The organism is Anaeromyxobacter terrae (assembly GCF_022690685.1).
Lineage (GTDB): Bacteria > Myxococcota > Myxococcia > Myxococcales > Anaeromyxobacteraceae > Anaeromyxobacter > Anaeromyxobacter terrae.
In genome coordinates, this window is the sequence record NZ_JALCYY010000008.1 from 65,660 (window position 1) to 92,489 (window position 26,830).

Sequence of the window (26,830 nt, forward strand, 5' to 3'; positions counted from 1 at the left end):
GGCGTGGCCCTTCGTGCGCGCGCCGTCCCCGGGAACGTGCCCGGCGATCTCTTCGTCGACGATCGCTGCATCTCCTGCGACACCTGCCGCCGCCTCGCGCCCGCGACGTTCGGCGGCGGCGAGGACGAGCGCGCCTTCGTCGCGGCGCAGCCCGCCGACGGCGAGGCGCGCCGGCGGGCGCTCCTCGCGCTCGTCTCCTGCCCGGTCGCCGCCATCGGCTCCGCCTCGGGCGCGGGCGTACGCGAGGCCTCCCGCGCGTTCCCCGTCGCGCTCGCGCCGGAGGCGCGCGACGTCCTCGACTGCGGCTACGCGGCGGAGTCCTCGTTCGGCGCGGCGTCCTGGCTCCTCCTGCGACCGGCCGGCAACGTCCTCGTCGACTCCCCGCGCTTCGCGGCGCCGCTCGCCGAGCGGGTGCGCGCGCTCGGCGGGGCGCGCCTCATGTTCCTCAGCCACCGCGACGACGTCGCCGATCACGCCCGCTGGGCGGAGGCGCTCGGCTGCGCCCGCGTGCTCCACGCGCGCGACGTGACCGCCGCGACCCGCGGCGTGGAGCTCCGCCTCGAGGGCGACGACCCCGTCCGGCTCGCGGACGACCTCCTCGCGATCCCGGTGCCCGGCCACACGCCGGGCTCGGCGGCGCTCCTCTTCCGCGAGACGTACCTCTTCACGGGCGATCACCTGTGGGGCGACGCCGAGGGCCGGCTCGGCGCGTCGCGGGCGGTGTGCTGGTGGGACTGGGGCGAGCAGATCCGCTCGATGGAGCGCCTCGCGGCCCATCGCTTCGAGTGGGTGATCCCCGGCCACGGCCGACCCTGGCGCGCGCCGACCGTCGAGGCGGCGCAAGCGGCGGTGCGCGCGCTCGCGGCGGAGATGCGGGAGCGCTGAAGCCGGCGCTAGAGTCCGAAATGGGCCGGCGACAGCCCCTTCCACGCACAGTACTCGCGCAGCTCGCGCTTCACGAGGCCCCAGGTCAGCGCGAGCAGCACCGCGTCGTCCGCGAGGCCCACCGGGAAGAGGAAGTCCGGTACGAGGTCGATGGGCGAGAGCACGTACGCGACCGCGGCGGCGAGCGCGGCGACGGACTTCCACGGCACCTTGCGGTACGTGCCGTTCGCGTAGTCGCGGAGCACCATCCAGAGGAGCCTCAGCTTCGCGCGGAACGCGCCGGGCGCGCGGCGCGCGTACCACGGCGGGCGCCGAAGGAAGCGGCGCGCGGCGGAGGCGCGCCCGGGGAGGCTCTCGGGGGTGATGTCCTTCGCCTCGCGGGCGAGCTCGCTCGCGGCGGCCTCGCGGCAGGAGAGGCAGTCCGCGTTCGAGCCGAGCAGGCGCGCGCAGGCGGGGCAGGTGCGGGTGGCCATCGTCTCTTCAATCTAACGCCGCGCCGCGGCGTCCGCGTACCCCCGCGCGTGGACTCCCGCCGCGACGCGCTTCAGCGCACCGCGCTCCGGCGCGGGGTGCGCTCGTCGGGAGGCTCGATCGCCACCACCTCGTGGAAGCGGCGGTAATCGACGGCGTGATCTCCGCCGGGGAGCACCTTCACGATGTCGCGGAAGCGCACGTCCCAGCGGAGCTCCTCGGGGAGGTAGGTGCGGCGCGCGTGGATGACGCGGGAGAGCCCCTCGTCGAAGCCGGAGAGGGTCACGACGAGCTCGGCGTCCTCCGCCGCGAGGGACGACTCGGTCTCGCCGAAGAGGGGGCTCTCGCGGGTGACCGGGTGCACCGCCGTCCAGGCGTGGGAGAAGAGCGCCGAGCCGCCGCGCGCGAGCGGGAGGTCATGGGCGCGGCGCACCACCTCGCCGTCCTCGCCGCGCTCGTTGCGCACGAGCATGACGGACACCTTCGCGTCGAGGATGTGGCTCGTCCGCTCGTTCGCCATGCGGAAGAGGAGTGCGCGGCCGCCCGCGTGCGGGCCGATGACCGCGACGCGGCTGAAGATGACGCGCGCGGGGATGCGCGAGTACTTGGCGAGCAGGATCCCGGCGCCGATGACCGCGAGCAGCCAGCGCACGAAGGTCTCGACCGCGGAGACCGCCCCGCCGGCGAGCCAGCGGCCGGAGAGCGGCGGCGCCGGCGCCGGCGGCGCGTCGGCGGCGGCGAGGAGCGCGGGGATGACTGACGCACCCGGCGGCCACTCCGCCGCGAGGGCGAGGTGCGCGAGGCCGAAGAGCGCCTGGGTGCCGAAGAAGACCAGCGCGTAGATCGTGACGAGGCGGGTCCAGCTGCCCGTCACGAGCCGATGGTAGAGGTCGGCCAGCGGGCGCCGGCGGAGCCCGATGACCTTCACGCCGCGGCGGGCGTGCCCGAACACCCGGGTCGAGCCGATGTCGGCCATGCGGCGCGGATGTTAGACGGAGGGTGTCGGGCGCGGGAAGGCGCCGGTTTGCCTACCTCGCGGCGAGGGCCGCGAGGCCGGGCCCGAACGGACGCCGCACGACGCCACGCTCGGTGATGAGGGCGGTGACGAGCGCCTCGGGCGTGACGTCGAAGGCCGGGTAGCGGGCCGGCACGCCCACCGGCGCGATGCGCTGGCCGGCGAGCATCAGCACCTCCTCGTCGCCGCGCTCCTCGATCGGGATCGCCGCGCCATCCGCCGTCTGCAGGTCGACCGTGCTCCACGGCGCCGCCACGTAGAACGGCAGGTGGTGGTAGGCGGCGAGCACGGCGAGCGCGTAGGTGCCGATCTTGTTCGCGACGTCGCCGTTCGCGGCGATGCGATCGGCGCCGACCACGACGCAGGCGATCTCCCCGCGCGCCATGAGCCAGCCGGCCATGCCGTCGGTGAGGAGCGTCACCGGGATCCCGTCGCGCTTCAGCTCCCAGGCGGTGAGCCGGGCGCCCTGCAGGAACGGGCGCGTCTCGTCGGCGAACACGGAGATGGCGTTCCCCGCCTCCACCGCCGCCCGGACGACGCCGAGCGCGGTGCCGTAGCCGGCCGTCGCGAGCGCGCCGGCGTTGCAGTGGGTGAGGACGCTCGCGCGCGGCGGGAGGAGCGGCGCGCCGAGCGCGCCGATGCGCCGGCAGGCGGCCTCGTCCTCGTCGCGGATGGCGTGCGCCTCCCTGAGGATCGCCGCCGCACCCAGCCCGAGCCGGCGCGACATCCGCCGCACCGCCCAGGCGAGGTTCACCGCGGTCGGCCGCGCGTGCACGAGCGTCTCGGCCACCTCGCGGAGCCGCGGCGCCTCGGCCCCGCGGCGCGCCTCGACGGCGAGCCCGTAGGCGGCGGCGACGCCGATCGCCGGCGCCCCGCGCACGGTGAGGTTCTTGATCGCCTGCACGACCTCCTCGGCGGAGGCGAGCTCGAGCCAGACCTCGTCGGCCGGCAGGCGCCGCTGGTCGAGGACGCGGACGACGTCGCGCGCCTCGTCGTAGAGCACCGGCCTGAGCGGCTCCGCGTTCATCGACTCTCCCTCCCCAGTCCCGCGAAGAGCCGCAGGGCGAAGTAGACGGCCGCGAGCGCGGCCACCGCCGCGGCCGGGAGGCGCCGCTCGCTCGCGAGCACCCCCGCGACCACGGCGCAGCTCACGAGCGCGATCCACAGGAACACCTTCGTCGGACCCGCCGCGCCCGCTCCGGCCGGACCGGCGCCCCATCCCGCCCACCTCGCCATCGCTCGCTCCGATCCGCCACGCGCCCGGGGACCGCCCGTTCGGACCCGCGCGGGACTCTACTCGCCCAGCTTCCTCTTGAGGAGGGCGTTCACGACGGCCGGGTTGCCCTTGCCCCGCATCTCCTTCATCACCTGCCCGACGAAGAAGCCGAGGAGCTTCTTGTTCCCGCCGCGGTAGCGCTCCACCTCCGTCGCGCTGGCGGCGATCACGCGGTCCACCGCCGCCTCGATGGCGCCCTCGTCCGACACCTGCGCGAGCCCCTTCGCCCGCACCACCTCGGCCGGCGCGGCGCCCGTGCGGAAGACCTCCTCGATCACCTGCTTCGCGCCGGGGCCGCCGATGGTCTGCGCGTCCTGGAGCCGCAGGATCTCCGCGAGCTGGGCGGGCGTGATGCGCCAGGCGGCGGGCTCCTGCGCGAGCTCGTTCGCGAGCCGCGCGAGGTCGCCGTTGAGCCAGTTCGCGGCGCGCTTCGCGGCCTCCGGCGTGCTGCCGTACGCGGCGAGTGTCGCGTCGAAGAACTCGGAGATCGCCTTGTCGGCGACGAGCAGCTCCGCGTCGTAGGGGGAGAGGCCGAGCTCGCGCTGGTAGCGCGCCGAGCGCGCCCGCGGCAGCTCGGGCAGCGCGCGCCGCACCCGCTGGACGAGCGCGTCGTCGACCCTCACCGGCGGGAGATCCGGCTCGGGGAAGTAGCGGTAGTCGTGCGCCTCCTCCTTGGAGCGCATCGAGCGCGTCTCGCCGCGGTCGGGATCGAACAGCCGCGTCTCCTGCACGACCTTGCCGCCCGCCTCGATGAGCTCGACCTGGCGGCGGACCTCGTAGTCGATCGCCTGCCGCAGGAAGCGGAACGAGTTCATGTTCTTGAGCTCGCAGCGGGTGCCGAGCTCGACCGCGCCCTTCGGCATGACCGACACGTTCGCGTCGCAGCGGAACGAGCCCTCCTGCAGGTTCCCGTCGTTCACGCCGAGCGCCATGAGGATCGCGCGCAGGGTCTTGAGGTAGGCGATGGCCTCGTCGGTCGAGCGGAGGTCCGGCTCGGAGACGATCTCGAGGAGCGGCACCCCGGCGCGGTTGAGGTCGACCCCCGAGCCGGCGGCGGTGACGTCGTGCACGTTCTTGCCGGCGTCCTCCTCCATGTGGATCCGCGTGAGCCGGATGGTGCGCGTCGCGCCGTCGACCGGGATCTCGACGCCGCCGCCCACGCAGATGGGCAGCTCGTACTGCGAGATCTGGTAGCCCTTCGGCAGGTCCGGGTAGAAGTAGTTCTTCCGCGCGAACACGCTCTTCGCGCGGATCTCGCAGCCGAGCGCGAGCCCGGCGCGGACCGCCAGCTCGACCACCTCCGCGTTGAGCGCGGGCAGCGCGCCGGGCAGGCCGAGGCACACCGGGCAGACCTGCGTGTTGGGCGCCGCGCCGAACGCGGTCGAGCAGGCGCAGAAGATCTTGCTCCGGGTGAGGAGCTGGGCGTGGACCTCGAGCCCGAGGACCACCTGGAAGTCCGAGACCGGCATCTACTGCGCCCCCCGGCGTGCCCCGAGCGCGACGCCGCCGGCACCGGTCGGCGCGAGCCGGTCCCAGCGTCGATCGCTCGGGTAGAGGAACGCGAGCGCCGCCAGGTCGAGGACGAGCACCACGACGAGGCGCGGATCGCGGGTGACGAGATAGGCGACGAGCGGGCAGAGCGCCGCCGCCTCGCAGAGCGCCCAGGCGACGAGGAACCGCGTGAGCGTGACCGCGTCGCGGCCGCCGCGGCGGAGCGCCTCGAGGCGCGGCGGGAGGACGCGCGAGAGCGCGACGTTGAACGCCGAGGCGGCCACGGCGAGCCAGAGGAGCAGCGCGTCGTGCCCGCCGGGGTTGGCCCCGCGCGCGCGGGTCACCGCCACGCCCAGGAAGGCGAGCGGCAGGACGAGCAGGGCGGCCCACAGGAGCGTCGCGATCCGGCGCGTCACGATCACACCTCCGGCGCCGGCAGGGGTCCCGCCTCGCGCTCGAGCGCGCGCGCCGCCCGGACCAGCGTCGCCTCGTCGAACGGGCGGCCCACGAGCTGGAGCCCCACCGGCATCCCGCTCTCGCGCTCGAGCCCGCACGGCACCGACAGGCCGGGCAGGGCGGCGAGGTTCGCGGTGATGGTGAACACGTCCGCCAGGTACATCTGCAGCGGATCGGCGGTCTTCTCGCCGAGGCGGAACGCGACCGAGGGCGCGACCGGGCCGGCGACCACGTCGCAGGCGCGGAACGCCTCGTCGAAGTCGCGCCGGACGAGGGTGCGGACCTTCTGCGCCCGCAGGTAGTAGGCGTCGTAGTAGCCGGCGCTGAGCGCGTAGGTGCCGAGCATGATGCGCCGCTTCGGCTCCGCGCCGAACCCGCGCTCGCGCGTCTCGGCGTACATCTCCTTGAGGCCTCCTCCCTCACCGGCGCGCAGCCCGAAGCGCACGCCGTCGTAGCGGGCGAGGTTCGAGGAGGCCTCGGCGGGCGCGATGAGGTAGTAGGCGGCGATGCCGTAGCGCGAGTGCGGCAAGGAGACGTCGACGAGCGTCGCGCCGAGCCGCTCGTAGGTCGCGAGCGCCTCGCGCACCGCGCGCTCCACCCCGGGCGCGAGCCCGCCCGAGAGCCACTCGCGCGGCACGCCGATGCGCAGCCCGCGCGCGCCGCCCTCGAGGCCGGCGAGGTAGTCGTCCACCGGGCGCGTCGACGAGGTCAGGTCGCGCGGATCGTGGCCGGCGATGGCCTGGAGGAGGAGCGCCGTGTCGCGCACGGTGCGGCCGAGCGGGCCGACCTGATCGAGCGAGGAGGCGAAGGCGATGACGCCGTAGCGCGAGACGCGGCCGTAGGTGGGCTTCAGGCCCACGACTCCGCAGAACGCGGCCGGGAGCCGGATCGAGCCGCCGGTGTCGGTGCCGAGCGTTCCGTGCACCTGGCGGGCGGCGACCGCCGCGGCGCTGCCGCCCGAGCTGCCGCCGGGCGTGCGAGCGAGGTCGTACGGATTGTGACACGGGCCGAAGGCGCTGTTCTCGTTCGACGAGCCCATCGCGAACTCGTCCATGTTGAGCTTGCCGACGACGACCGCGCCGGCGCGCTCGAGCCGCTCCACGACGGTCGCGTCGTAGGGCGGGACGAAGCCCTCGAGGATCCGCGACGCGCAGGTCGTCTCGACGCCCTTCGTGAGGAAGATGTCCTTGAGGGCGATGGGGACGCCGTCGAGGGGCGACAGCCGCGCCCCCTTCGCCGCGCGCTCGTCGGCGGCCTCGGCGGCGGCGCGGGCCCGCTCGGGCGTCGTGCGGAGGAACGCGCCGATGCGGCCGTCGGTCGCCCCGATGCGGGCGAGCGCGGCGGCGACGAGCTCCCGCGAGGAGGCGCCCCTCGCCGCGAGGAGCTCGCCCGCCTCGGCGAGCGAGAGGGTGTTCAGCTCCGGCGCGGGCGCGCTCACTCGAGGATCCTCGGCACGACGAAGAACGTCTCCTCGCGGGCGGGCGCGTTCGCGAGCGCCTCCTCCGGCGACAGGCCCGGGCGGACCTCGTCGGGGCGGAGGGGCACCCCCTCCGCGAGCGCGTGCGTCATGGGCTCCACGCCCGACACGTCGAGCTCGGAGAGCTGCGCGACATGGTCGAGGATGGCCGAGAGCTGACCTGCGAAGGTCTGCTCCTCTTCCGGCGAAAGCCGGAGCCGCGCCAGCGCCGCGATGCGCCGGACCTCGTCGAGCGTGAGGGCCATGTCGCGCCTAGACCGGCTTCTTCGTCTCGGGCTTGAACCAGTTCAGGATCGAGGCCATGACGCCCTTCGACTCGGGCTTCTCGAGGTGGGAGAGCTCGCCCTCGTCGAGGAAGACGCCGTTGCAGGAGAAGCACACGTCGACGTCCACGCCGCGCAGCCGCACCTCGTGCATCTGCATCCCGCACTTGGGGCAGCGCATCCAGTGCAGCTCCTTCAGCCGCTGAAGCTCGGCCGCCTCGGTCTGCTTCTTCACCTGGAGGGCGAGCCTGCGCTTCTTCTCCGCGTCCTCGCGGACGAAGTACTCGTCTTCGGTGGTGGACGGCTTCCCAGGGGTTCCGCGATCGGGCATGTCGGTCATCTCCTCAGCTCGGCGATGGCGTTGCGCGCGACGGCCGCCTCTTCGCCGTCGGGGTGCTCCGCCAGGTATCTCTCGTAGCAGCGGATGGCGTCCGCGTCCCGTCCCTGCGCCCGGTACGCCTCGGCGAGGCCGAGGAGCGCGTCCGCGTCCGACGGGACGAGCTTTAGCGCGCTCTCGAAGCTGGCCGCCGCCGGCGCAAAACGAGACAGATCGAGATAGCACAGCCCCCGGCCCGTCAGGGCCGCGACGTTCTCCGGATCGTCGGAGACCACCCGGCCGTAGAGCTCGAGCGCGCGCGTGGGGTCGCCGCGCGCACGGAGCCGCCCCGCCTCGGCGAGGAGCGCCTTCGGGCCGCGGGGGCGCGACGGCTTCGCGAGCGGGGCGGTGGCTTCGGCCGAAGCGGGGACGACCACGGCGGAGGGGCCCTCCGGCGTGGGGGCGGCGGCCGTGCCGGAGGGCGGGGGCTCGGGGGCCGGGGGCGCCGGCGAGCCGGCGGCGGCCTGCCCTTCAGCGTGCGCGGGGTCGGGGCTCGAGGGCGACGGGGGGTTGGCGGCGGGGGCCGGCGTTGCAGAGGGGGGCGCCGCTGCGGTCGCGTCTGCGGTCGGGGTCGGGGTCGGGGTCGGGGTCGGGGTCGCGGTCGGGGTCGGGGGCGGGGTCGCGGTTGCGGCCGTCGTGCCCAACACCTTGCGTGTCAGCCGTCCCACCATTCCCGGGTTGAGCGCGTAGGCGCCGACACCCGTGGCGACCGCGAGCAGCGCGACGAAGAGCGCTCCTCGGGCGCCGCGGCGCGCGGGGCGAGAGGCCGGCTCGGCCGCGTGCGCTTCACTCGCTCGCGCCGACCGCCCGAGCTCCTCGGGCGGAGGGAACGGGAGCGCGGGCGGGGGAAAGCCGGAGGGGGGCGGCGGCGGCACGCGCGCGGGAGGACGCGGCGTCTCGACCGGCGTCGCACGGGCGCGCTCGGCCTCCGCCACCACCGAGAAGAAGCTCGAGAGCTCATCGATCTCGCCGAGCCGTCTCCAGGAGTCGCCGCCGGCGGAGATCTCGTCCTCGCGCGCGACCTTCCCCTCGACGATCCACTTCTGGACGGTGGTGAGCTCGCGGCAGGTGAGGACGGCTCCGCCCGGGCGGCGCACCCGCCACTCGCGCGCTTCGCTCCGCGCCGCGGCGGGCGCGTGGCCGGTGGCGCGGGGCGCGGCGGCGCTCGCCGGCATGGGCGCGCTGTCGAGCTCGCCGGGCTTCACCGGCACGGTCACGACGAGCTCCTTCTTCTTCACCCTGAAGAGGTGCCCGCAGTTGGTGCACTGGACCGCGAGCCCCGACGGAGTGATCTGCTCGTCGTCGAAGACGTACTGGGCCTTGCAGCGCTCGCAGCGGACGTCCATGGCGCTCCGGAAAAGTCGCGAGTTTCGCGGATTTTACGCGAGGTTTCGGCGTCTGCCGAAAAATTGACCCCCCGGGTCCCCCCGATATCCTCCGCTGGACGGGACCTCGTCCGTTCGAGGCGGGCCCGGGTGCGCCCGCGCGGCAGCACCGCGGCGCGGGCGTTTCACGGAGCGAGGGGCAGGTGGTCGCGCGCATGGGCAAGGCCAGGTCCAACCGTCGTCTTCCCGAGAAGGAGCGCCCGAAGAAGGGCGACAAGAAGGCCGAGCCTCGGGGCGGAGCGCAGAAGGCGCCGCGCACCGGCATGGCCCGCGACGTCGGCGCGGTGGTGCTCCTCGCGCTCGCCGCGACGAGCGGCCTCGCCCTCGCGACCTACTCGTCGCTCGACGGCGCGCTCATCGCGCGCGGCATGGCCCCCTCGAACCTCGTCGGCCCGGTCGGGCACCGGCTCGCGGCGGGCGTCTACGGCATCCTCGGGTTCTCTGCGCTCGTGCTGCCCATCGCGCTCGGCGCGGCGGCCTGGCGGCTCTTCCGCGGCGCGCCGCCGCGGCTCTCCATCGTCTCCGCGATCGCCTACGCGATCCTCACGCTCTGCGTGGCGACGCTCGGCCACCTCGCGCTCGGCGGCCACTCCCTCGCGCCGTTCCCGGCGGGCGGCGCGCTGGGCCGCTCGCTCAGCGCGAGCGCCGAGGGGCTCCTCTCGACCTGGGGCAGCGCCATCGTCGTCACCGCCGCCGGCATCGTCGCCCTCATCGTCGCGGCCGACGTGAAGCCGCAGACGATCGGCGGCTTCATCGCCGGCGCCGCGCGCGGGCTCTTCGGGTTCGCGTCGGACCGGGTGGCGGCGGCGGTGGAGGAGCACCGGATCGCCGTCGCCGAGCTGCGCGCGGAGGAGGCCGCCGACCGGAAGCGGGAGGCGCTCGCGGACGCCGCGTCCATCGAGGCGGACGACGACGAGTCGCGCGAGGAGGCGCGCGCCATCGCGAACGCGCTCGCGATCGAGCACGCGCGCCGCACCGGGTTCGAGGATCCTGCCTGGGTGGGCGGCCTCGCCGCCCCGGCTCCCGAGGAGGAGCCGGAGCCGGCCGAGCCGCCGGCGCGGAAGCGCCGCAAGGCGCGCGAGGAGCAGGAGCCGGCCGCGGCGAAGACCGCGGTGGTGGAGCTGCCAGCGGCCGAGGCCGCCGCGCCCGAGCCGCTGCCCGAGCCGCCCACGCCCCCCGCCCGCCCCGAGATCATCGTCTCGCAGGCGATGCTCGAGCGCGGGAAGAAGAAGGAGAAGAAGAAGGAGGTCCCCGCGTTCGCGTTCACGAAGGCGGGCGACGTCTTCAAGCTCCCCTCGGCCGAGATCCTCGACGCGCACGAGGAGAAGGCGAAGGCCGTCGACGAGCAGGCCCTCACGCGGACCGCCGGCGTCATCGTCGCGACGCTCGAGCAGCACGGCGTCGACGGCGTCATCAAGCACATCCGGCCCGGCCCGGTCGTGACGCTCTACGAGTTCTCCCCGGTGGCGGGCGTGAAGCTCGCCCGCATCGAGAACCTCGACAAGGAGCTCACGATGGCGCTCAGCGCCACGCGGATCCGCATCATCGCGCCGATCCCGGGCAAGGGCGTCGTCGGCATCGAGGTCCCGAACCGCGATCGCGCCACCGTCTACCTGCGCGACATCCTCGAGTCGGAGTCGTTCGCCACGGCGGGCGGGTTCATGCCGCTCGGCCTCGGCAAGAACATCGAGGGCATCCCGTACTGCGTCGATCTGCAGAGGATGCCCCACCTCCTCATCGCGGGCACCACCGGCTCCGGCAAGTCGGTCGGCCTCAACACCATGATCTGCTCGCTCCTCTACCGGCAGACGCCGGCCGAGGTGCGGATGATCATGGTGGACCCGAAGATGACGGAGCTGTCGCTCTACGAGGACATCCCGCACCTGCTCCTCCCGGTCGTCACCGATCCGCAGAAGGCCGCCCGCGCGCTGCAGTGGGCGGTGGACGAGATGGAGCGCCGCACGCAGGTCCTCGCCGACACGGGCTCGAAGGACCTCAAGAGCTACAACGGCAAGGTCGAGAAGCTCCGCGCCGAGAGCCGCACCTTCGAGGAGAAGGACGCGCCGCCGCCGCGGAAGCTCGTGGTGGTCGACGAGGTCGCGGGCGAGACCGAGGAGGAGGCCGCCGCGCGCGCCGCCGCGGAGACCGCTCCGGAGCCGGTGACGGCGAGCCCCGAGTTCGAGGATCCCACCGCGCCCCCGCCGGCGGACCCGGTGGCGGCCCGCGACGAGAGGAAGCTTCCGCAGAAGCTGCCGTACATCGTGGTCGTCATCGACGAGCTCGCCGACCTCATGATGACCGCGCCGCGCGAGGTGGAGATCTCGCTCGCCCGCCTCGCGCAGAAGGCGCGCGCGACCGGCATCCACCTCATCGTGGCGACGCAGCGGCCGTCGACCGACGTCATCACCGGGATGATCAAGAACAACTTCCCGGCCCGCATCTCCTTCCGCCTGGCCTCGCGCCACGACTCGCAGACCATCATCAACGGCCCGGGCGCGGAGACCCTGCTCGGCGACGGCGACATGCTCGTCATGACCGCGACCCAGCCGGTCACGCGCGTGCAGGGCGCGTTCGTCTCCGAGGAGGAGCTGCAGCGCGTCGTCGAGTTCCTCAAGGAGCAGGGTAAGCCGGTCTACGACGACTCGATCCTCAAGGCGCGCGACTCGGGCGGCGACGGCCGCTACGACTCCGACGACGACGACCCGGTCTACGACCAGGCGCTCGACCTCGTCTCGCGCATGGAGGAGGTCTCCGTCTCGAAGCTCCAGCGCGAGATGCGGCTCGGCTACAACAAGGCCGCGAAGATCATCGAGCGCATGGAGCGCGAGGGCGTGGTCGGCCCGGCGAACGGCGTGAAGCCGCGCCAGGTGCTCATCCGGCCGGTGGGCGAGGTCTCGCCGATCCCGAACGTGTAGCGCGGCGCGCGCGGGCGAGGGAGCCCGCGGCGTTCACGCTCACACCTTCATCCGCTTCTCCTCGCCGCGCACGAGCCGCCCGATGTTCTCGCGGTGGCGCAGCACGATGAGCGCCGCGAGGGCGATGCCCGCCCAGCTCACCGGGCTCGCCGGGCCGTTCAGCGCGAAGGTCACGATCGCGCAGACGGCGGTGCCGGCGAGCGAACCCACCGAGGAGATGCGCGTCGTCGCGTAGGCGAGGAGGTACGTGAGGACCCCGCCGAGCGCGGCCCACGGCGCGAGCACGACGAAGATGCCGAGCCCGGTCGCGACGCCCTTGCCGCCCTTGAAGCCGAGCCACACCGGGAAGAGGTGGCCGACGAAGGCGGCGAGCGCGACCAGCACCGTGAAGAGCTCCGCCCGCGGCGTCCCGGCGAGGAGCGCCCGCGCGACGAGGATCGGCACGATGGCCTTCGCCGCGTCGAGGAGCAGGACGACGACGCCCATCTTCTTGCCGCCGGCGCGCGCCACGTTCGTCGCGCCGATGTTCCCGGAGCCCACCGTCCGCACGTCCACGCCGAGCACGAGCCGGCCGAGGAGAACTCCGAACGGGATCGAGCCCGCGAGGTAGCCGGCGACGACGAGCAGGACGCCGAGCGCGCTGTCGCTCACGAGCCGATCTCCCGGACGACGAGGTACGCCCAGTTGGCGAGGAGCGCCACCACCCCGAGCGCCACGGCGCCGCGGGCGAGCCGCTCGGAGGGCACCGGCAGCGGGGCCCCCAGCGCGGCGCGCGACAGGTCGAGCGCGGCGAAGAGCCAGGCGGCGGCGGCGAGCGCCGCGCCGAGCGGGCTCGCCGAGATGGCGCGGCCGAGCTCGCCGTGCGCGAGGTGGACGAAGGCGTGCGTCATCCCGCAGGTGGCGCACGGAATGCCCGCGAGCCCGCGCAGCGGGCAGACGAACGGCAGGGACAGGAGCGGCAGGAAGCGCGCCGCGAGGAACGACAGCGCGCCGATCACGGCGAACACCTCGGCGTGGCCGAAGCGCGCCGTCCGCCGCCAGCCCACCGCCGCCGTCACAGGCTCACCGGGCCGTGGCCGCGCCCGCCTTGCAGCATGCCGCCGAAGCCGAGACCGATCGCGGCGCAGCACGAGCAGACGAGGACGAGCAGGAGGGGCGAGAGCACGGCGAGCGTGGACTTGCCCGGCCCGCAGCGCTGGGTCTCGCCGAGGCCGATGATCATCGCCACGACGGACCACACGAGCGCGAGGAACCCGCCGCAGCCGGGCACGATGAGCAGCACGTTGAGGCCGGCGGCGTAGCCGACCGCGGTGAGCGTCGCGCCGAAGCCCCGCGGTGCCCCGCGGACGAGCAGCAGGATGCCGTGGACGATGGCCGCCCAGAGGTAGACGCCCACGAGCGCCGCGAGCGGCGCGAGCACGACCTGCGCGATCGCGGACGAGCCGGACAGGCTCTCGACGTACATGCGGAGGTAGCGCGCCTGCTCCTCGGGCATGTTCTCCGCCACCGACTCGACGATCTCGGCCACGCGGCTGCCGGTCGCCAGGTTGTAGAGCCCCTGGAACAGCGTACCGACCGTGTAGGCGATCACGGCGAAGAGCACCGCGCTCCCCGGCTGGTCGACGCGCACGCGCCGGAAGAACGCGCCCGGCTGCGTGGCGACGAGCTTCAGGGTCTCGAGGAATGACGAGAAGAGGCCGCGCTGCTTCCGCTCGGCGAACGGCGCGGGCGCCTCCGGTCCTTGCGGTCCGGGCGGCCCAGCCGGCGGCGGGCCCCAGCCTCCGCCGGGCGGCGGCCCCCAGCCGCCGGGGGGCGGGCCCCAGCCTCCGGGCGGCGGGCCCCAGCCCCCGGGAGGCGGCCCGTAGCCGCCCGACGGCGGGCCTGGCGGGGGCGGCAGCTCAGGACCTCTGCCCGCGGCCTGCTCGGGCGGCGTGGGCGGTGCGCCCCACACCGGCTGCTTCGAGGTGCGCGCCCAGCCCGGCTCGGGCGCAGGTGCCTCGGGGGAGGTCGGGGACGGAGGGGGCTCCTGCGGCGCCTCCGGGCCTGGCGCCGCGGCACCCTGCGCCTCGCCCGCGGCGGGGCGGGCCTCGGGCTGCGCCGGTGCGACGGGCCCCGGCCCAGGGGCCGCGGGGGGCGGCGCGTTCGGATCGGCGAGGAGCAGCTCCGCGCCGCAGTGCGGACAGCTCTGGCGGCCGAAGCGGTCGGTCTGGAACGTGCCCTGGCACCGGGCGCAGCGAGCGATCATGCCGCGAGCTTACCGCGGCGCGCCCCAGGGCGGTGAAACTCGGGGACCGAGCCCGCCCCGGGCCAGGATCACTCGTGCAGCGCGCGGACCTCGTCCACGTTCACGCTGCCGCGGGTGCGGTAGATGGCGATGACCACCGCCAGGCCGACCGCCGCCTCGGCCGCCGCCACCGCGATGACGAAGAAGGCGATGGCGTGCCCGCCGATGTTCCCCGACTGCCGCGCGAACGCGAGGAACGTGAGGTTCGCCGCGTTGAGCATGAGCTCGACGCTCATCATGACGATGAGCGCGTTGCGCTTCAGGAGGACGCCGGAGAGGCCGATGGTGAAGAGGAGCGCGGCGAGCCAGAGGTACCAGGTGACGGGGACCATGGCTCAGATCCTCTCCTTCGCGACGACGACCGCGCCCACGATGGCGACGAGGAGGAGCAGGCTCGTCACCTCGAAGGGCAGCAGGAAGTCGGTGTAGAGCACCTGCCCGACCGCCTTCACCGTGCCGAAGCGCTCCGGCTGGGCGAGGGTCGCCATGGCGGCGTCGGGCACCCGGTAGATGGCGGAGGCGAGCACGGCGAGGAGCGAGACCGCGCCCATGACGCCCACGTACTGCATCGCCTTGCGGCGCTCGGGCTGCGGGTGCTCGTCGCCGAGCGACAGGAGCATGATGACGAACAGGAAGAGCACCATCACCGCGCCCGCGTAGACCAGGATCTGCATGAACGCGATGAGGTGCGCGGCGAGGAGGACGTAGATCCCGGCCATGAAGAAGAAGGCGGCGACGAGGTTCATCGCCGCGTAGACCGGGCTCCGCGCGACCACCACGCCGAGCGCGGTGACGACGAGGGGGACGGCGAAGATCCAGAAGCAGACGAGCTCGGCCGTGATTTGCATCGCCTAGTACCTCACCCCGCCCACCACCGCCGGGCGAGAGGACTGATCGAGACCCCAGCCGTGGTCGCCGTACGGGCAGCGCCGCTCCTCGACGTGTCGCAGGAACTCGTCGCGGAACTTCTTCACGAACGACTGCACCGGCATCGACGCGGCGTCACCGAGCGCGCAGATGGTCTGCCCGCCGATGTTGCCCGCCACCTGCTCGAGCTTGGCGACGTCCTCGGCGGTCGCGTGGCCGTGCTCGATCTTCTCGACGATCCCCTCCATCCACGAGGTGCCCTCGCGGCAGGGGGTGCACTGCCCGCAGCTCTCCTCCGCGTAGAACTTGGAGATGCGGGCGAGCGCGCGGACCATGCAGGTCGAGTCGTCGAACACGATGACGCCGCCGGAGCCGGACATCGAGCCGGCCGCCTTCACCGCGTCGAACTCGAGCGAGATGTCGATCTCGTCGCCGCGCAGCACCGGCGAGGAGGAGCCGCCGGGGATGACGGCCTTGATCTTCCGGCCGCCGACGACCCCGCCGCAGTCCTCCATGATGAGCTTCTTCAGGTTGTAGGCGACCGGCTTCTCGTAGACGCCCGGCCGGTTCACGTGGCCGGAGACGCCGAAGAGCCGGGTGCCGCCCGACTTGCCCACCCCGAGCGCGGCGAACGCGTCGCCGCCGTTCGCGACGATCCAGGGGACGTTCGCGATGGTCTCGACGTTGTTGATGATGGTGGGCTTGCCCCACAGGCCGACGATCGCGGGGAACGGGGGCTTGAGGCGCGGGTAGCCCTTCTTGCCCTCGAGCGACTCGAGCAGCGCCGACTCCTCGCCGCAGATGTACGCGCCCGCGCCGCGGTGCACGACCACCTCGAGGTCGAAGTCCTTCTTGCCGAGGAGCCGCGGGCCGAGGATCCCGGCCGCGCGCGCCTCGTCGATGGCCTCCTCGAGGATGCGCGCCTGCTTCGCGAACTCGCCGCGGATGTAGACGTAGGCGGCGTGGATGTCGAGCGCGTAGCAGGTGATGGCGATCCCCTCGATCAGCATGTGGGGATCGTGCTCGATGATGTAGCGGTCCTTGAACGTGCCCGGCTCGGACTCGTCCGCGTTCACCGTGAGGTAACGGGGACGGACGTCCTTCGGGAGGAACGTCCACTTGAGCCCGGTCGCGAAGCCGGCGCCGCCGCGGCCGCGGAGGTTCGACTTCTTCACCTCGTCGACGACGGCGGCCGGCTCCATGCCGAGCGCCTTGTCGAGCGCGGCGTAGCCGCCGTCGGCCCGGTAGGTGCGCAGCGCGGCGGAGTCGGGCTTCCCCCAGCGCTTCGTCAGGATGAGCGTGTCGCTCACTCGAGCCTCCCGAGGATCTCCTCGACCTTCTTCGGGTCGAGCCGCTCGTGCATCTCCTCGTCCACGAGCATCGCCGGGGCGGTGCCGCACGCCCCGAGGCACTCGACCTCGCGCAGCGTGAAGCGACCGTCGGGCGAGGTGCCGCCGTTCGCGACCCCGAGCTTGTGCTTGAGGTACTCGAACAGCCGGTCGCCGCCGGTGAGGCAGCACGATACGTTCGTGCACACCTCCACGAGGTGACGGCCGATCGGCGCGGTGTGGAACATCACGTAGAACGTGGCCACCTCCTCCGCGCGCGCAGGCGAGGTGCCGAGCCTGTCGGCGGCGAGCCGCTGCACGGCGGGGGAGACGTAGCCGAAGACTTCCTGGCCGAGACGGAGGGCCGGCAGCATCGCCGCGGCCTTTCGATCGGGCGGGTAGCGACGAAGGACCTCCGCGAGCTCACGGTCGAAGTGCTCGACCTTTTCCCGCGGCAGTTCTTCGGCCGTCCCGACGAGTGGTGGATTCGTCATAGAGGTCCGATGAAGGCAGGGCGAAAGCGCGGGCGAGGCTAGTGAGCACATGTAAGATTGTCAAGGAGATCCGCCGCTGTATACTCGACCGCTCCGGATGGAAATCGGTCGTGAAAAGCGTCGCGATCCCCGCGTCCCGCTCGTGCTCCGCGTGGATTACCCAGGCATGCAGCAGGCCGTCCGCGACGTCACGGAGAACGTCTCGGCCGGCGGTCTCTTCATACGCACGGATCGCGATCTCCGCGAGGGAGATCGCGTCCCGCTCCAGGTGAGCTTCCCCGGGCTGCTCGAGCCGGTGGAGGTCGAGGTGGAGGTCGTGCGCCGGCGCGCCGCAGGCGGCGACCAGCCGCGAGGCGTCGCGGTGAAGATCCCCATCGACCGCGTCGACGACCGGCACAAGCTCGCCCGCATCGCCGAGACCGCCCGCGCCGGGAGCGGCAAGGCGAAGCGCACCTACCGCGTGCTGGTGGTGGAGGACAACGCGCGCGTCGTCGAGATGTACCAGTACGCCCTCCGGAAGCTCCGCTCGGAGGGCGACGGCGTGGACGTCGCGGTCGAGTACGCACCGAACGGCCACGAGGCGCTCGCCAGGCTCGTCGAGCCGCCGCGCATCGACCTCGTCATGGCCGACCTCTACATGCCGGTCATGGACGGCTTCGCCCTCGTCGAGCGGATGCGGGCCGACCCCGCGCTCGCCCCCACGCCCATCGTCGTCATCAGCGCCGGAGGGCCGGACGCGCGCGACCGCGCCGCCGAGCTCGGCATCGACGTATACCTCCAGAAGCCGGTCCAGTTCGCGGACATCATCGCGACGGTCCGGACGCTGCTGCGGATACGATAGCGGCCGCGGGCGAACCAGGCCGCGCCTCGCGACACCGAGGGTGATCGCGAGCGCCCGGCCCGTCCCTCAGAGCCGCTTGCGCATCACCACGTGCTCGATGCCGGCCTCCTCGAACCGCTCGCCGGCGCGCGCGTACCCGGCCCGCGCGTAGAACGCCTCGACGTAGCACTGCGCGTGCAGCTCGATCTCGGCGAGCCCCTCGGCGCGCGCCTGCGCCTCCAGCGCGGCGAGGACCTGCTCGCCCACGCCGAGGCGGCGGTGGCTCCGCTCCACCGCCATGCGCCCGACACGCCCGACGCCGCCCGGCTGCCGGACGAGCCGGCCGGTGCCGACGCAGCGCCCGCCCTCGAGCGCGACCGCGTGGAAGGCGGCGTCGTCGTGCTCGTCGCGCTCCAGCTCGACCGGCACCCCTTGCTCCTCGACGAACACGGCGTGGCGCAGCGCGAACGCCTGCGCGCGCAGGGCGGGGGTGTCGGCGGAAACGACGACGACGCTCATCACTGCTCCCTCGGGCGCGCGCGGTTCACGACAGGTGACGCGCACCGTCCGGAAACGCGACGCCCGCCGGGCCGCGAGGCCAGGCGGGCGCCGGGGACCTCGATCGCGAGAAGGGCTACTTCTTGCCCTTCTTGTTGAAGATGTCCTTCAGGCCCTTGGCGGGCGTGATCTTGATGGCGGTGCGGGCCGGGATCTTGATCTGCTCGCCCGTCGCCGGGTTCCGGCCGATGCGCGCCTTGCGATCGACGAGCTTCACCGCGCCCAGGCCGCCGAGCGGGATCTTCCCCTCGCCCTTCAGCCGCTTCGTCACGACCTCCTCGACCGCCGTGAACACCTGACGGACCTGGGCCTTCGACAGCTGCGCGCCCTCGGCCACCGCCTGGAAGAACTGAGCCTGCGTCATGTTGGAAAGCCCTCCTGTCGACCGCCCGCCCAGGGCGGCGAATGGCTCGGAGATATCGCTTCCCGATCCCCCCGTCAACTTCACGCCGTCACGATCGGCCTGAAAAACGGGCCGATCGTGACGATCGATCCCGGTCGAGGGAGGGAGCCGCCCCGCACCGTCAGCGGAAGGCGGCGGCGATCTCGAAGACGATGAGGAGGATGATGGCGAGCTCGAGGAGCTCGCTCCGGCTCGTGTCGGCGGCGTCGCCGATGAGGTCGTTCACCTCGGCGAGGAGCCGCTGCTTGCGCAGGACCGTCTCCTGCCAGGCCGGGAGCCGGAAGCGGCGGACCGCGCTCTGGTAGAGCCGCGCGAGGTAGAAGTCCCCCACGATTTTCACCGCGTTTTCGAGCCTTTCCACCATTTCGGAGAGCTCGAGCAGGAGCGCGGCGGTGCGGCGCTGCAGGCCGCGGTACCGGCGGGTGAAGATGTTCGCGACCGGGCTGCCCCCCCGCTCGATCTCGTCGTAGATGAGGTGCAGCTCGCGGTCGAGGAGCGCGTCGTAGTAGCGCAGCTCGAGCAGGTGGGCGGTCGCGAACTCGAGGAGGTCGGGGATGTCCTCCACCCCCGAAGGCTCCACCACGAGCGCGCTGTTCCAGTGGACCACCGCGAGGTCGTCCTCCAGGTAGGTGTAGTGGTGGGAGAGCACCTCCTGTCGCTCGGCGGTCGAGAGGCGGACCGGGCTCGTCTCGCCGAGGAGCAGCTCCGCCACGGGGGCGCTCGCGAGGAGCTCCTGGGCGCGGAGCGGTCCGTCCGCGAAGCGGCGCGCGAAGAAGATCTGGTAGCTCTCGAGGCCATCCCAGCGGTGCGGCCGCTCGAGGGCGCCGCCCAGGGCGCGGCAGAGCTCCTCCGCCTCACGCCGCGCCGCCTGGTCGATCTCCGGCGTGGGCGAGACGAACAGCTCCTCGGCGAGGACGACGAGGTCCTCGAGCGCCGCGCCGGGCGCGATGGGCAGCTTGTAGAGGATCGAGACGACCCCGTAGTCGAAGACGTGCGCGCTCGTCTCGGCGGCGCGGGCGCCGCGGAAGCGGAGCGGGACCTCGCGCGCGCCGAGCGCCACCCGCAGCGGCGGGCGCGGCAGCTCGAGCGCGGTCGCGGACTGCGCGCCGGTGAGGCGCGCGCGCGACTTGGGCGCGGCCATCGCCACCTCGACCGCGCGCTCCGCCGCGGCGAGGTCGATCGCGTCCGCCACGTCGAAGAGGCGGTACACGTGGACGCTGCCGTCCGCGATGACGAAGCGCTCTGGGTTCGCCGCCATGCGCGCCCGAGCTTATGCACGTCCCGGCCGCGCGGGGCGGCCGAGGCGCGGCGGCACCCCGATGGAGCGCGCTCGCGCGACCGCGCGAAGCATGCCGCGGCGCGGCGCCGGGACGGTCGGGAGCGGCGAGGTGCGGCGCTACGCGCCGACGACGCGCAGCGGCGGCGCGGGGGTGCGCTTCGGGAACGCGACGAGGTACTCGCCCGAGAAGCACGCGTCGCAGAACGTGGCGCGATCCTCGCCGATGGCGGCGTAGAGGCCGGGCAGGGAGAGGTAGCCGAGCGAGTCCGCGGTGACGTAGGTCGCGATGTCCTCGACCGAGTGCGTGCTCGCGATGAGCTCCTGCCGCGTGGGCGTGTCGATGCCGTAGTAGCAGGGCCAGGCGGTGGGCGGCGAGCTGATGCGGAGGTGGACCTCCTTCGCGCCCGCCGCGCGGATCATCTTCACGATCTTGCGGCTCGTCGTGCCGCGCACGACCGAGTCGTCCACCACCACCACGCGCTTGCCGGCGAGCACGCCGCGGAGCGCGTTCAGCTTGAGCTTCACGCCGAAGTGCCGGATGGACTGCTGCGGCTCGATGAAGGTGCGGCCGACGTAGTGCGAGCGGACGAGCCCCATCGCGAAGGGGATCCCGGCCTTCTCGGCGAAGCCGATGGCGGCGGGCACGCCGGAGTCCGGCACCGGGATGACGAGGTCCGCCGGCACGGGGTGCTCCTCGGCGAGCCGCTTGCCGAAGGCGTGGCGCACCTCGTACACCGACTTGCCGAACAGCACCGAGTCCGGCCGCGCGAAGTAGATGTGCTCGAAGACGCAGCGGCCGAGGCGCGACGGCGGCTGGGCGGGGAAGAGCCGCTCGCTGCGGAGCCCCGCGCCGTCGATGATGAGGAGCTCGCCCGGCTCCACCTCACGGACGTACTCCGCCTCGATGAGGTCGAGCGCGGTCGTCTCGCTCGCGACGACCCAGCTCCCCTTGAGCTTGCCGAGCACGAGCGGGCGGAAGCCCATCGGATCGCGCGCGGCGATGAGCGCCTTGGGCGAGAGGAAAAGCATCGAGTACGCGCCCGTCACGCGCCAGAGGGCCTCGCGCACCGCGCCGACGAGCTGCTCGACCGAGCCGGGCGCGCCCGGCGCGCGCGCGCGGGCGAGGAGGTGGACGATCACCTCGGTGTCGGTGGAGGCCTGGAAGATCGAGCCGTCGCGCTCGAGGTCGGCGCGCAGTGACTCGGCGTTCACGAGGTTGCCGTTGTGCGCGACCGCGACCGCGCCGCCCTGGTACTGCACGGCGAGCGGCTGCGCGTTCTTCACGTGCGAGCCGCCGGCGGTCGAGTAGCGGACGTGGCCGATGGCGGCGCCGCCCTTGAGGCGCGCGATCGTCTCGGCAGTGAAGACGTCCGCGACGAGCCCCATGTCGCGGTGGACGTGCAGGGTCTCGCCGTCGGTGGCGACGATCCCGGCGGACTCCTGGCCGCGGTGCTGCAGCGCGTGCAGCCCCAGGTAGGCGTAGTTCGCCGCCTCCTCGGACTGGCCGAGCGCCCAGATCCCGAAGACCCCGCACTCGTCCTTCATCTTGTCGTAGACGGCGTCGTACCCCATGAGGCGCCGGAGTATAACGATGCACGCTTGAAAAAGCTGCCCGCCACCCGCGCATTGCGCGGCGCCGCGATCGCGCTCGCCATCCCCGTGATCGTGCTGGCGATCGCGTCGCTCCCGTGGCGCCCGGAGCGGCCCGAGGAGCCGGCGCGCATCGCGCTCGCCCCCTGCGGAGCGGGCGCTCTCTCGGCGGGCGTGGGAGAGGCCGCCTTCACCCTTCCGAACGAGGCGCCCATCGCCGGCTTCGCGCGCCTGCGCTGGACGAGCGAGGGGATCCGCGATCCGGTGGGCGCCCGCGCGCTCGTGCTCGGCGCGCCCGGCTGCCGGATCGCGCTCGTGTCGGCGGAGCTGCTCGTCGTCCCCGAGGAGCTCGTGGCGGCCGTGCGCGCCCGCGTCGAGGACCTCGCGCTCGACGGCCTCGTCCTCGCCGCGACGCACACGCACGCCGGGCCGGGCGGCTACTGGGACAACCTGCTCGGCGAGCGGATCGGCGCGGCGCCCTACGAGCCCCGCATGCGCGAGGCGGTCGTCGCCGGGATCGCGGCGGCGATCCGGCGCGCCGCGGGCGCGGTCGCCCCGGTCGAGCTCGAGCTCGCGCGAGGCCGGGCCGACGCGCTCGTGCGGAACCGCGGCGGCGGGGCGAAGGACGCGCGGCTCCTCGCCGTGCGGCTCGCGCGGCGCGGCGGCGCGCCGCTCGCGGAGCTCGCGGTGCTCGCCGCCCATCCCACCACGCTCGGCAAGCGGAACCGGCTCATCTCCGGCGACTGGCCGGGCCGCTTCCTCCACGCGGACGCGCCCGCCGCGGGCGTGCGGCTCTTCTTCCAGGGCGCGCTCGGCGATCAGTCGGTCGCGCTGCCCGAAGGCGGCCCGGTGACGCCGGAGCGCTACGCGGACGCGTTCTCACGCACGGTCGATGCTCTCCGCTTCCAGCGCGTCGCCGCCCCCGCGCTCGGCTTCGCGGCGGGCGAGGTGGTCCTCCCCGCGCCCGCGCCCGGCGCGCTGCCCGCGCTGTTGCGCGCCGCGGCGGGGAACCTCGCCTACGGCGCGGTCCCCGCACGCGCGCCGCTCGCCGCGCTGCGGCTCGGGCCGGCGGTGCTCGCGTTCGTGCCCGGAGAGCCGGTGGCCGAGGTCGGCGAGGCGTGGCGCGACGAGGCGGGTCCAGGCACCGAGATCGTCTCGCTCGCCGGCGGCTACGTGGGCTACGTGGACACGCCCGAGCAGATCGAGGCGCGGCGCGGCGAGACGGTGCGCACGTACTACGGTCCGGACCTCGCGGCACGGCTCGGCCACGGGATCGAGGCGGCGGTCGCCGCCGTCCGCGCCGATCCGGCCGCGCGGGGCGAGGCTCCGCTGCCGCGCGACACGGGCGCCGAGGCAGCCGCCCGCGCCGCGGGCGGGCGGTGACTACCTCCGCGAGGAGCCGAGCGCGGGGAGCACCTCGAAGGCCGGGTCCTTCGGCACGTGCCGCATCGCCTCGGCGAGCGCCTCGGGCGCGGGGACGAGCTTGCGGGTGTGGAGGTCCATCCAGCCGCCCGAGACGACGATGCGGGCGGCCTGCTTGCCGTTCGGCTTCCAGAGGTCGTGGCGGATCTTCCACCTCGCGCCCTCGGGCGAGAGGCCGAGCTGGACGAAGTCCACCGTGACCGTCTCGCCGGCGCGGATCTCGCGCAGGTAGTCGATCTCCTCGCGGAGCAGCACCGGGCCGAGGTGGAGGTCTCCGAAGTGCTCGTAGCTGAAGCCGTTCGCGGTCAGGTACGCCATGCGCGTCTCGATGGCGTACTCGCTGTACATCGTGTTCCGCACGTGGCCGTTCATGTCGCAGTCGCCCCAGCGGACGGTGAAGGTCTGGATGTATCGGTCCATGGTGGGATCCTCCGGGCGCGGCGCTGCCGCGGCGGCGTTCTAGCGCGAACGCGGCCGGGCTGCGCGCGCCAGGAGGGGACGCGCGTCAGAAGCTGAACGCGACGAGCGCCGGCTCCGGGGTCCGATCCCAGGACATCCAGCCGAGCACGCCGGCGGCGGCTGCGAGCGCGGCTCCGAAGCCGGCGGACACGTAGGCGTTCCTCCGCGCCGCATCCGCGTCGCGCTGGAGGGCGTAGTAGCGCGCCGGATCGGCCCCGGGCTTGAACCTCGAGGTCTCGCCGTCGATCATCCCGTCCGCGTCCCTCGATTTGCTCGAGGCGGACAGGCCCTGCTGGAGGGCGAGCGCCGCGAGGAGCACTGCGGCGGCGCCGGAGCCGATGGCGGTCGGGCGCATCCAGGCTCCCGGTGCGCTGTGCGACCGGTCACCGAGGACGGTGAGTGCTGGCTGCTTCGAGGCGGCCGGCGGAGCGAAGGCGAGTGCCGCGCCGGCGGTGGACGGCGTCTCGCGCGGAGCGGGCGTCGCGGAGGCGGCCGGGGTTGCTGGGACGGCGGGCGACTTGCCGCTCTCGAGCGCAGCCGGCGCTCGGGCAGGGGAAGCCGCCACGGCTGCGGCCTGCGCGGTGGAAGGCTGGCGCGAGGCGTCCTTCGGCTGCTGCGGAGCCGGCTGCGCCGCCGCGGCGGGCGGAGTCTGCGCAGGAGCCGCCGCGACGATGAGCGGCGCGGGCGGCACGCGAGGGACGTCGGGCGTGCGGTCCTTCACGTCGCGCGAGGACTGGCCGGTGAGCAGGAACGACGCCAGCGCGCCGAGGTTCACGGCGGGGACGCTGCCCGCCACCATCCGGACGCTCCCCTCGCGCAGGAGCGCGCCGCGGCGCACGTCGTAGATGGAGCCGAGCAGGAACTGGGCGCCGCCCTCCACGGCGCGGCTCGCGACCACCAGCCTGTCCACCCCGAGCCACGCGCCCGCCCGGATGATGCCGTAGGCGCGCTGCTCCGGCGCGAGCGCGAGCCCGGGCCCGGCGTTGGCGCGGAGCGACTCGGCGAGCGCGAAGTCGAGCACCACGGTGCGGTCCTCGGCCTCGAGATCGACGGTGAAGCTCGGGACCCGAAGCCCCTCCGCCGCCCCGCCGATCCGGTACGTCCCGGCGGGCAGCGTGACCGCGACCGGGGCCGGGCCCATGTTGCGGCCGTTCACGTAGACGACGCCGGGCCTCCCCTCGGCGAGCACGGTCAGCTTGCGCTTCGGCAGCGCGCGGACCTTCGCCTTCACCTCCTCGAACCTGCGCCGGTAGCCCGGCGAGTACTGGTCGGGCTCCGGCTGGAGCGCCGGCTCCGTGCGCGCGAGCTTCGTGAGCGCGGCCTGCGCGTCGCGCTCCCTCCCGATGGTCGCTGCGGCGTGCGCGAGCCGGAGCAGCGCCCGCGTCCACTGTGCGTAGGCGTCGTCGCTCTCCGGGATGCTCTCCAGGTCCTCCACGATCGCGCTGAGCGTCCGCACCGAGCTCTCGAACTCGCCGTTCTGGTACACCGCGAGCGCCCCGCCGTAGGCCCGATCGAGCTCCGACAGCGTCGCGTTCGACGCCTGCCCGAGGAGCCGCGCGCGCATCGTCGGCACGTCCTCCACGCCGCCGATGCGATCCCGGCACGCCGCGCGGAGCTGGTGCGCGAGCTCCGCGAGATCGGCATCCGGGCCGGCCGGCGGATACGCGACGGCGATGACGCCGAGCCGCTCGGAGGCGCTCGCGCCGAGCGCGAGCAGCGCGCCCGCGAGGGCGAGAACGCCGCGGGCGCTCACGGCTGCGTCCCCGCGTTGTTGGTGTTGCGGGGATCGTGGAACGCCTTGGGCCAGGGCGCGGCGGTGTCGAGCTGGCCATCGACGATCACCGCGTACAGCTTGCCGTCCGCGCCCGCGACGTAGGCGGTGCTCATCACCGCCCCCGCGGGCTGACCGGGGGTAGTGTAGATGTTTGCCGGCTGGAGGGCCGCGCCCGCAGCGGAGAGCTTCACCGACCAGGCGATGCTGCCGTCGGATTCACGCACCGCGTAGAGCCGACCGGTCGAGGTGGGGACGATGAGTTGGGTGGAGGGGCCGCTCACGACCATCGGAGCCGCCGGAACACCATTGAGTTGTCCGCTGTCGGACCAGGGAGCCGTACCGGATGCAGCGGTGCGCCGTACTCTGCCGGTGAGATCACCAATCACTACGGAGCCATCTCTCAGGATTACAATCCCAGAGGCGCTTGAGCCGACCGTCGTCATCTTGGCGGTTGAGCCGTCTGGCCGCGTGCGGTGCACCGAGCCATCTAGGGCGACGCTCCAAACCCCGTTGTCGGCATCCACGGCCGGGGGCGCAACAACACCATCCCCGACGACGGGATAGGGTCGGCTCCAGTTTGGCCGCAAAGCACCTGCGGTCGTGGGTGTGAAGCTTTCGAATACCGATGTCGAAGGGGAGAGAATCTCGCCGGTGGATGCGACCACAGGAGACGCCATTACGGGCGCATCGGTCGTCGTCGCGTTGCACGAACCGGCTGCCGTTGCCGTTACTATGATCGACGCCTGCGATCCGGCGGCAGCTCGCGACTCGTTGACCAAGAGCGCGGGGGTGCTCGCGATACGTTCGCCGGTTGCACATCCTGTACCGACCTGAGACCCATCAGGCGTTACCGGGTAGAGCGTTCCGTCGACGCTGCCGATCCATATGGCATCTTTACCAATCGTGGGCGCGGCGACGATTTGCGCTCCCGTTACGGGAATGGGATCGCGCGCCGGGTCCCCCTGCGAGGCGATGAAGTGCAGTTCGCCCGCCGTATTCGCGACAAGGATCATTCCGCTGTCGGTGACCGCTGCGGAAGTTAATGCTTGGCCGGATCCAAGGCTTCGCTCCCACCTCAACCTCGTCACCTCCACCGCCGCCGCCGCTCCGCCGCCCTCGTTGCGCGCGCCGTCCCGGGCGACGACGCTCGCGACGACGGGCCGCGCGTACGCCTCGAACGGCCACTCCCGGAGCGGGAGCTCCGCGAGCCAGCGCCCTCCGGAGAGCGTCATCGCGACCTTGCGCGCGCCCGCGTCGAGGTCGAGCGCCACCTCGACGCCCGCGACCTGCTCGTCTTCCGCGACCGTGGCCTCGACGCGCAGCACGCCGTCGCGCAGGCACGGGGTGGTCGAGCACGACGCGGAGACCGACGACACCACGGGCGCCACTGCATCCGGCCAGCACACGTTGCCGTCGGCGGTGCGCGCGCAGTACTGGCCGGCCGGACACTCGACGCTCGTGGCGCACGCGGCGCGGTCCTCGACCGAGCTGCACGCGAGGGCCAGGGCCGCTGCGGAGATGACGACGTGCCTCATGGGATGT

The 26,830-nt window shown here is 73.6% G+C and carries 28 protein-coding genes; 4 read left to right on the plus strand and 24 right to left on the minus strand.

Annotated features, from left to right (window positions below):
* Nucleotides 1–3: 3 nt before the first annotated feature.
* On the plus strand, nucleotides 4–885 hold the full coding sequence (locus MNY62_RS05470; protein ID WP_242343099.1) for an MBL fold metallo-hydrolase: 882 nt from the start codon (nucleotides 4–6) through the stop codon (nucleotides 883–885).
* Between the two features lie 8 nt (nucleotides 886–893).
* On the opposite strand, the gene MNY62_RS05475 is transcribed toward MNY62_RS05470, so the two are convergent.
* The 10 genes from MNY62_RS05475 to MNY62_RS05520 all read right to left on the minus strand — a co-directional run bounded on the left by MNY62_RS05475 (nucleotide 894) and on the right by MNY62_RS05520 (nucleotide 9,056).
* Nucleotides 894–1,358: a YkvA family protein gene (locus tag MNY62_RS05475; RefSeq protein WP_242343100.1), complete on the minus strand. Its 465-nt coding sequence runs from the start codon at nucleotides 1,356–1,358 to the stop codon at nucleotides 894–896.
* A 71-nt stretch (nucleotides 1,359–1,429) separates the two neighbouring features.
* Entirely contained in the window at nucleotides 1,430–2,332 is a 903-nt protein-coding gene (locus MNY62_RS05480; RefSeq protein ID WP_242343101.1) for a potassium transporter, read from the minus strand.
* 52 nt (nucleotides 2,333–2,384) lie between these two features.
* Nucleotides 2,385–3,398, minus strand: a complete 1,014-nt coding sequence (mtnA, locus tag MNY62_RS05485) for an S-methyl-5-thioribose-1-phosphate isomerase (RefSeq protein ID WP_242343102.1) — start codon at nucleotides 3,396–3,398, stop codon at nucleotides 2,385–2,387.
* Nucleotides 3,395–3,607 (minus strand): hypothetical protein, encoded by a 213-nt coding sequence (locus MNY62_RS05490; protein WP_242343103.1) that lies wholly within the window; start codon nucleotides 3,605–3,607, stop codon nucleotides 3,395–3,397. Before MNY62_RS05490 ends, mtnA begins: the two co-directional genes overlap by 4 nt.
* A gap of 57 nt (nucleotides 3,608–3,664) precedes the next feature.
* The gene (gene gatB, locus MNY62_RS05495; RefSeq protein WP_242343104.1) at nucleotides 3,665–5,116 is read right to left on the minus strand and encodes an Asp-tRNA(Asn)/Glu-tRNA(Gln) amidotransferase subunit GatB; all 1,452 of its coding nucleotides are present in this window, start codon (nucleotides 5,114–5,116) and stop codon (nucleotides 3,665–3,667) included.
* Nucleotides 5,117–5,554, minus strand: coding sequence for a hypothetical protein (locus tag MNY62_RS05500; protein ID WP_242343105.1), 438 nt, complete (start codon nucleotides 5,552–5,554; stop codon nucleotides 5,117–5,119).
* A 2-nt stretch (nucleotides 5,555–5,556) separates the two neighbouring features.
* On the minus strand, nucleotides 5,557–7,032 hold the full coding sequence (gatA, locus tag MNY62_RS05505) for an Asp-tRNA(Asn)/Glu-tRNA(Gln) amidotransferase subunit GatA (protein ID WP_242343106.1): 1,476 nt from the start codon (nucleotides 7,030–7,032) through the stop codon (nucleotides 5,557–5,559).
* Nucleotides 7,029–7,316, minus strand: coding sequence for an Asp-tRNA(Asn)/Glu-tRNA(Gln) amidotransferase subunit GatC (gatC, locus tag MNY62_RS05510; RefSeq protein WP_242343107.1), 288 nt, complete (start codon nucleotides 7,314–7,316; stop codon nucleotides 7,029–7,031). The genes gatA and gatC overlap by 4 nt, the downstream gene beginning before the upstream one ends.
* A 7-nt stretch (nucleotides 7,317–7,323) precedes the next feature.
* Complete coding sequence (locus tag MNY62_RS05515; protein WP_242337102.1) at nucleotides 7,324–7,665, minus strand: TFIIB-type zinc ribbon-containing protein; 342 nt, start codon at nucleotides 7,663–7,665, stop codon at nucleotides 7,324–7,326.
* A 5-nt stretch (nucleotides 7,666–7,670) separates the two neighbouring features.
* Nucleotides 7,671–9,056, minus strand: a complete 1,386-nt coding sequence (locus MNY62_RS05520) for a tetratricopeptide repeat protein (RefSeq protein ID WP_242343108.1) — start codon at nucleotides 9,054–9,056, stop codon at nucleotides 7,671–7,673.
* 194 nt (nucleotides 9,057–9,250) lie between these two features.
* Here MNY62_RS05520 and MNY62_RS05525 point away from each other — a divergent pair, with 194 nt between their 5' ends.
* Nucleotides 9,251–12,010, plus strand: a complete 2,760-nt coding sequence (locus MNY62_RS05525; protein WP_242343109.1) for a DNA translocase FtsK — start codon at nucleotides 9,251–9,253, stop codon at nucleotides 12,008–12,010.
* 39 nt (nucleotides 12,011–12,049) lie between these two features.
* Here MNY62_RS05525 and plsY read toward each other — a convergent pair whose 3' ends face one another.
* The 7 genes from plsY to MNY62_RS05560 form a co-directional block, all read right to left on the minus strand.
* On the minus strand, nucleotides 12,050–12,661 hold the full coding sequence (gene plsY / locus MNY62_RS05530; protein WP_242343110.1) for a glycerol-3-phosphate 1-O-acyltransferase PlsY: 612 nt from the start codon (nucleotides 12,659–12,661) through the stop codon (nucleotides 12,050–12,052).
* A complete protein-coding gene (locus MNY62_RS05535; RefSeq protein ID WP_242343111.1) occupies nucleotides 12,658–13,068 on the minus strand; it encodes a DUF2752 domain-containing protein in 411 nt (136 codons plus the stop codon). Before MNY62_RS05535 ends, plsY begins: the two co-directional genes overlap by 4 nt.
* Nucleotides 13,065–14,255 carry a YIP1 family protein gene (locus tag MNY62_RS05540; protein ID WP_242343112.1) on the minus strand — a complete coding sequence of 397 codons (1,191 nt, stop codon included), beginning with the start codon at nucleotides 14,253–14,255 and terminating at the stop codon, nucleotides 13,065–13,067. Before MNY62_RS05540 ends, MNY62_RS05535 begins: the two co-directional genes overlap by 4 nt.
* Before the next feature lie 68 nt (nucleotides 14,256–14,323).
* Nucleotides 14,324–14,626, minus strand: a complete 303-nt coding sequence (nuoK, locus tag MNY62_RS05545) for an NADH-quinone oxidoreductase subunit NuoK (RefSeq protein WP_242343113.1) — start codon at nucleotides 14,624–14,626, stop codon at nucleotides 14,324–14,326.
* A 3-nt stretch (nucleotides 14,627–14,629) separates the two neighbouring features.
* Nucleotides 14,630–15,142, minus strand: a complete 513-nt coding sequence (locus tag MNY62_RS05550; RefSeq protein WP_242343114.1) for an NADH-quinone oxidoreductase subunit J — start codon at nucleotides 15,140–15,142, stop codon at nucleotides 14,630–14,632.
* Between the two features lie 3 nt (nucleotides 15,143–15,145).
* Entirely contained in the window at nucleotides 15,146–16,471 is a 1,326-nt protein-coding gene (gene nuoF / locus MNY62_RS05555; RefSeq protein WP_242343115.1) for an NADH-quinone oxidoreductase subunit NuoF, read from the minus strand.
* The gene (locus MNY62_RS05560; RefSeq protein ID WP_332842103.1) at nucleotides 16,468–17,034 is read right to left on the minus strand and encodes a complex I 24 kDa subunit family protein; all 567 of its coding nucleotides are present in this window, start codon (nucleotides 17,032–17,034) and stop codon (nucleotides 16,468–16,470) included. The genes nuoF and MNY62_RS05560 overlap by 4 nt, the downstream gene beginning before the upstream one ends.
* Before the next feature lie 46 nt (nucleotides 17,035–17,080).
* Here MNY62_RS05560 and MNY62_RS05565 point away from each other — a divergent pair, with 46 nt between their 5' ends.
* Nucleotides 17,081–17,824, plus strand: coding sequence for a TIGR02266 family protein (locus MNY62_RS05565; protein ID WP_408628825.1), 744 nt, complete (start codon nucleotides 17,081–17,083; stop codon nucleotides 17,822–17,824).
* A 66-nt stretch (nucleotides 17,825–17,890) separates the two neighbouring features.
* On the opposite strand, the gene MNY62_RS05570 is transcribed toward MNY62_RS05565, so the two are convergent.
* The 4 genes from MNY62_RS05570 to purF all read right to left on the minus strand — a co-directional run bounded on the left by MNY62_RS05570 (nucleotide 17,891) and on the right by purF (nucleotide 21,615).
* Nucleotides 17,891–18,322, minus strand: a complete 432-nt coding sequence (locus MNY62_RS05570; RefSeq protein WP_242343118.1) for a GNAT family N-acetyltransferase — start codon at nucleotides 18,320–18,322, stop codon at nucleotides 17,891–17,893.
* 115 nt (nucleotides 18,323–18,437) lie between these two features.
* Nucleotides 18,438–18,725, minus strand: coding sequence for an HU family DNA-binding protein (locus MNY62_RS05575; RefSeq protein WP_242337065.1), 288 nt, complete (start codon nucleotides 18,723–18,725; stop codon nucleotides 18,438–18,440).
* Between the two features lie 160 nt (nucleotides 18,726–18,885).
* On the minus strand, nucleotides 18,886–20,022 hold the full coding sequence (locus tag MNY62_RS05580; protein ID WP_242343119.1) for a hypothetical protein: 1,137 nt from the start codon (nucleotides 20,020–20,022) through the stop codon (nucleotides 18,886–18,888).
* Between the two features lie 138 nt (nucleotides 20,023–20,160).
* Nucleotides 20,161–21,615 (minus strand): amidophosphoribosyltransferase, encoded by a 1,455-nt coding sequence (purF, locus tag MNY62_RS05585; RefSeq protein ID WP_242343120.1) that lies wholly within the window; start codon nucleotides 21,613–21,615, stop codon nucleotides 20,161–20,163.
* Nucleotides 21,616–21,642: 27 nt separating this feature from the next.
* On the opposite strand from purF, the gene MNY62_RS05590 reads away from it, so the two are divergent.
* Nucleotides 21,643–23,016: a neutral/alkaline non-lysosomal ceramidase N-terminal domain-containing protein gene (locus MNY62_RS05590; protein WP_242343121.1), complete on the plus strand. Its 1,374-nt coding sequence runs from the start codon at nucleotides 21,643–21,645 to the stop codon at nucleotides 23,014–23,016.
* Here MNY62_RS05590 and MNY62_RS05595 read toward each other — a convergent pair whose 3' ends face one another.
* From MNY62_RS05595 to MNY62_RS05605, 3 genes are all read right to left on the minus strand, one after another.
* A complete protein-coding gene (locus MNY62_RS05595) occupies nucleotides 23,017–23,475 on the minus strand; it encodes an acyl-CoA thioesterase (protein ID WP_242343122.1) in 459 nt (152 codons plus the stop codon).
* A gap of 85 nt (nucleotides 23,476–23,560) precedes the next feature.
* Nucleotides 23,561–25,267 (minus strand): PEGA domain-containing protein, encoded by a 1,707-nt coding sequence (locus MNY62_RS05600; protein ID WP_242343123.1) that lies wholly within the window; start codon nucleotides 25,265–25,267, stop codon nucleotides 23,561–23,563.
* Complete coding sequence (locus MNY62_RS05605; protein ID WP_242343124.1) at nucleotides 25,264–26,823, minus strand: PQQ-binding-like beta-propeller repeat protein; 1,560 nt, start codon at nucleotides 26,821–26,823, stop codon at nucleotides 25,264–25,266. Before MNY62_RS05605 ends, MNY62_RS05600 begins: the two co-directional genes overlap by 4 nt.
* Between the last annotated feature and the right edge of the window lie 7 nt (nucleotides 26,824–26,830).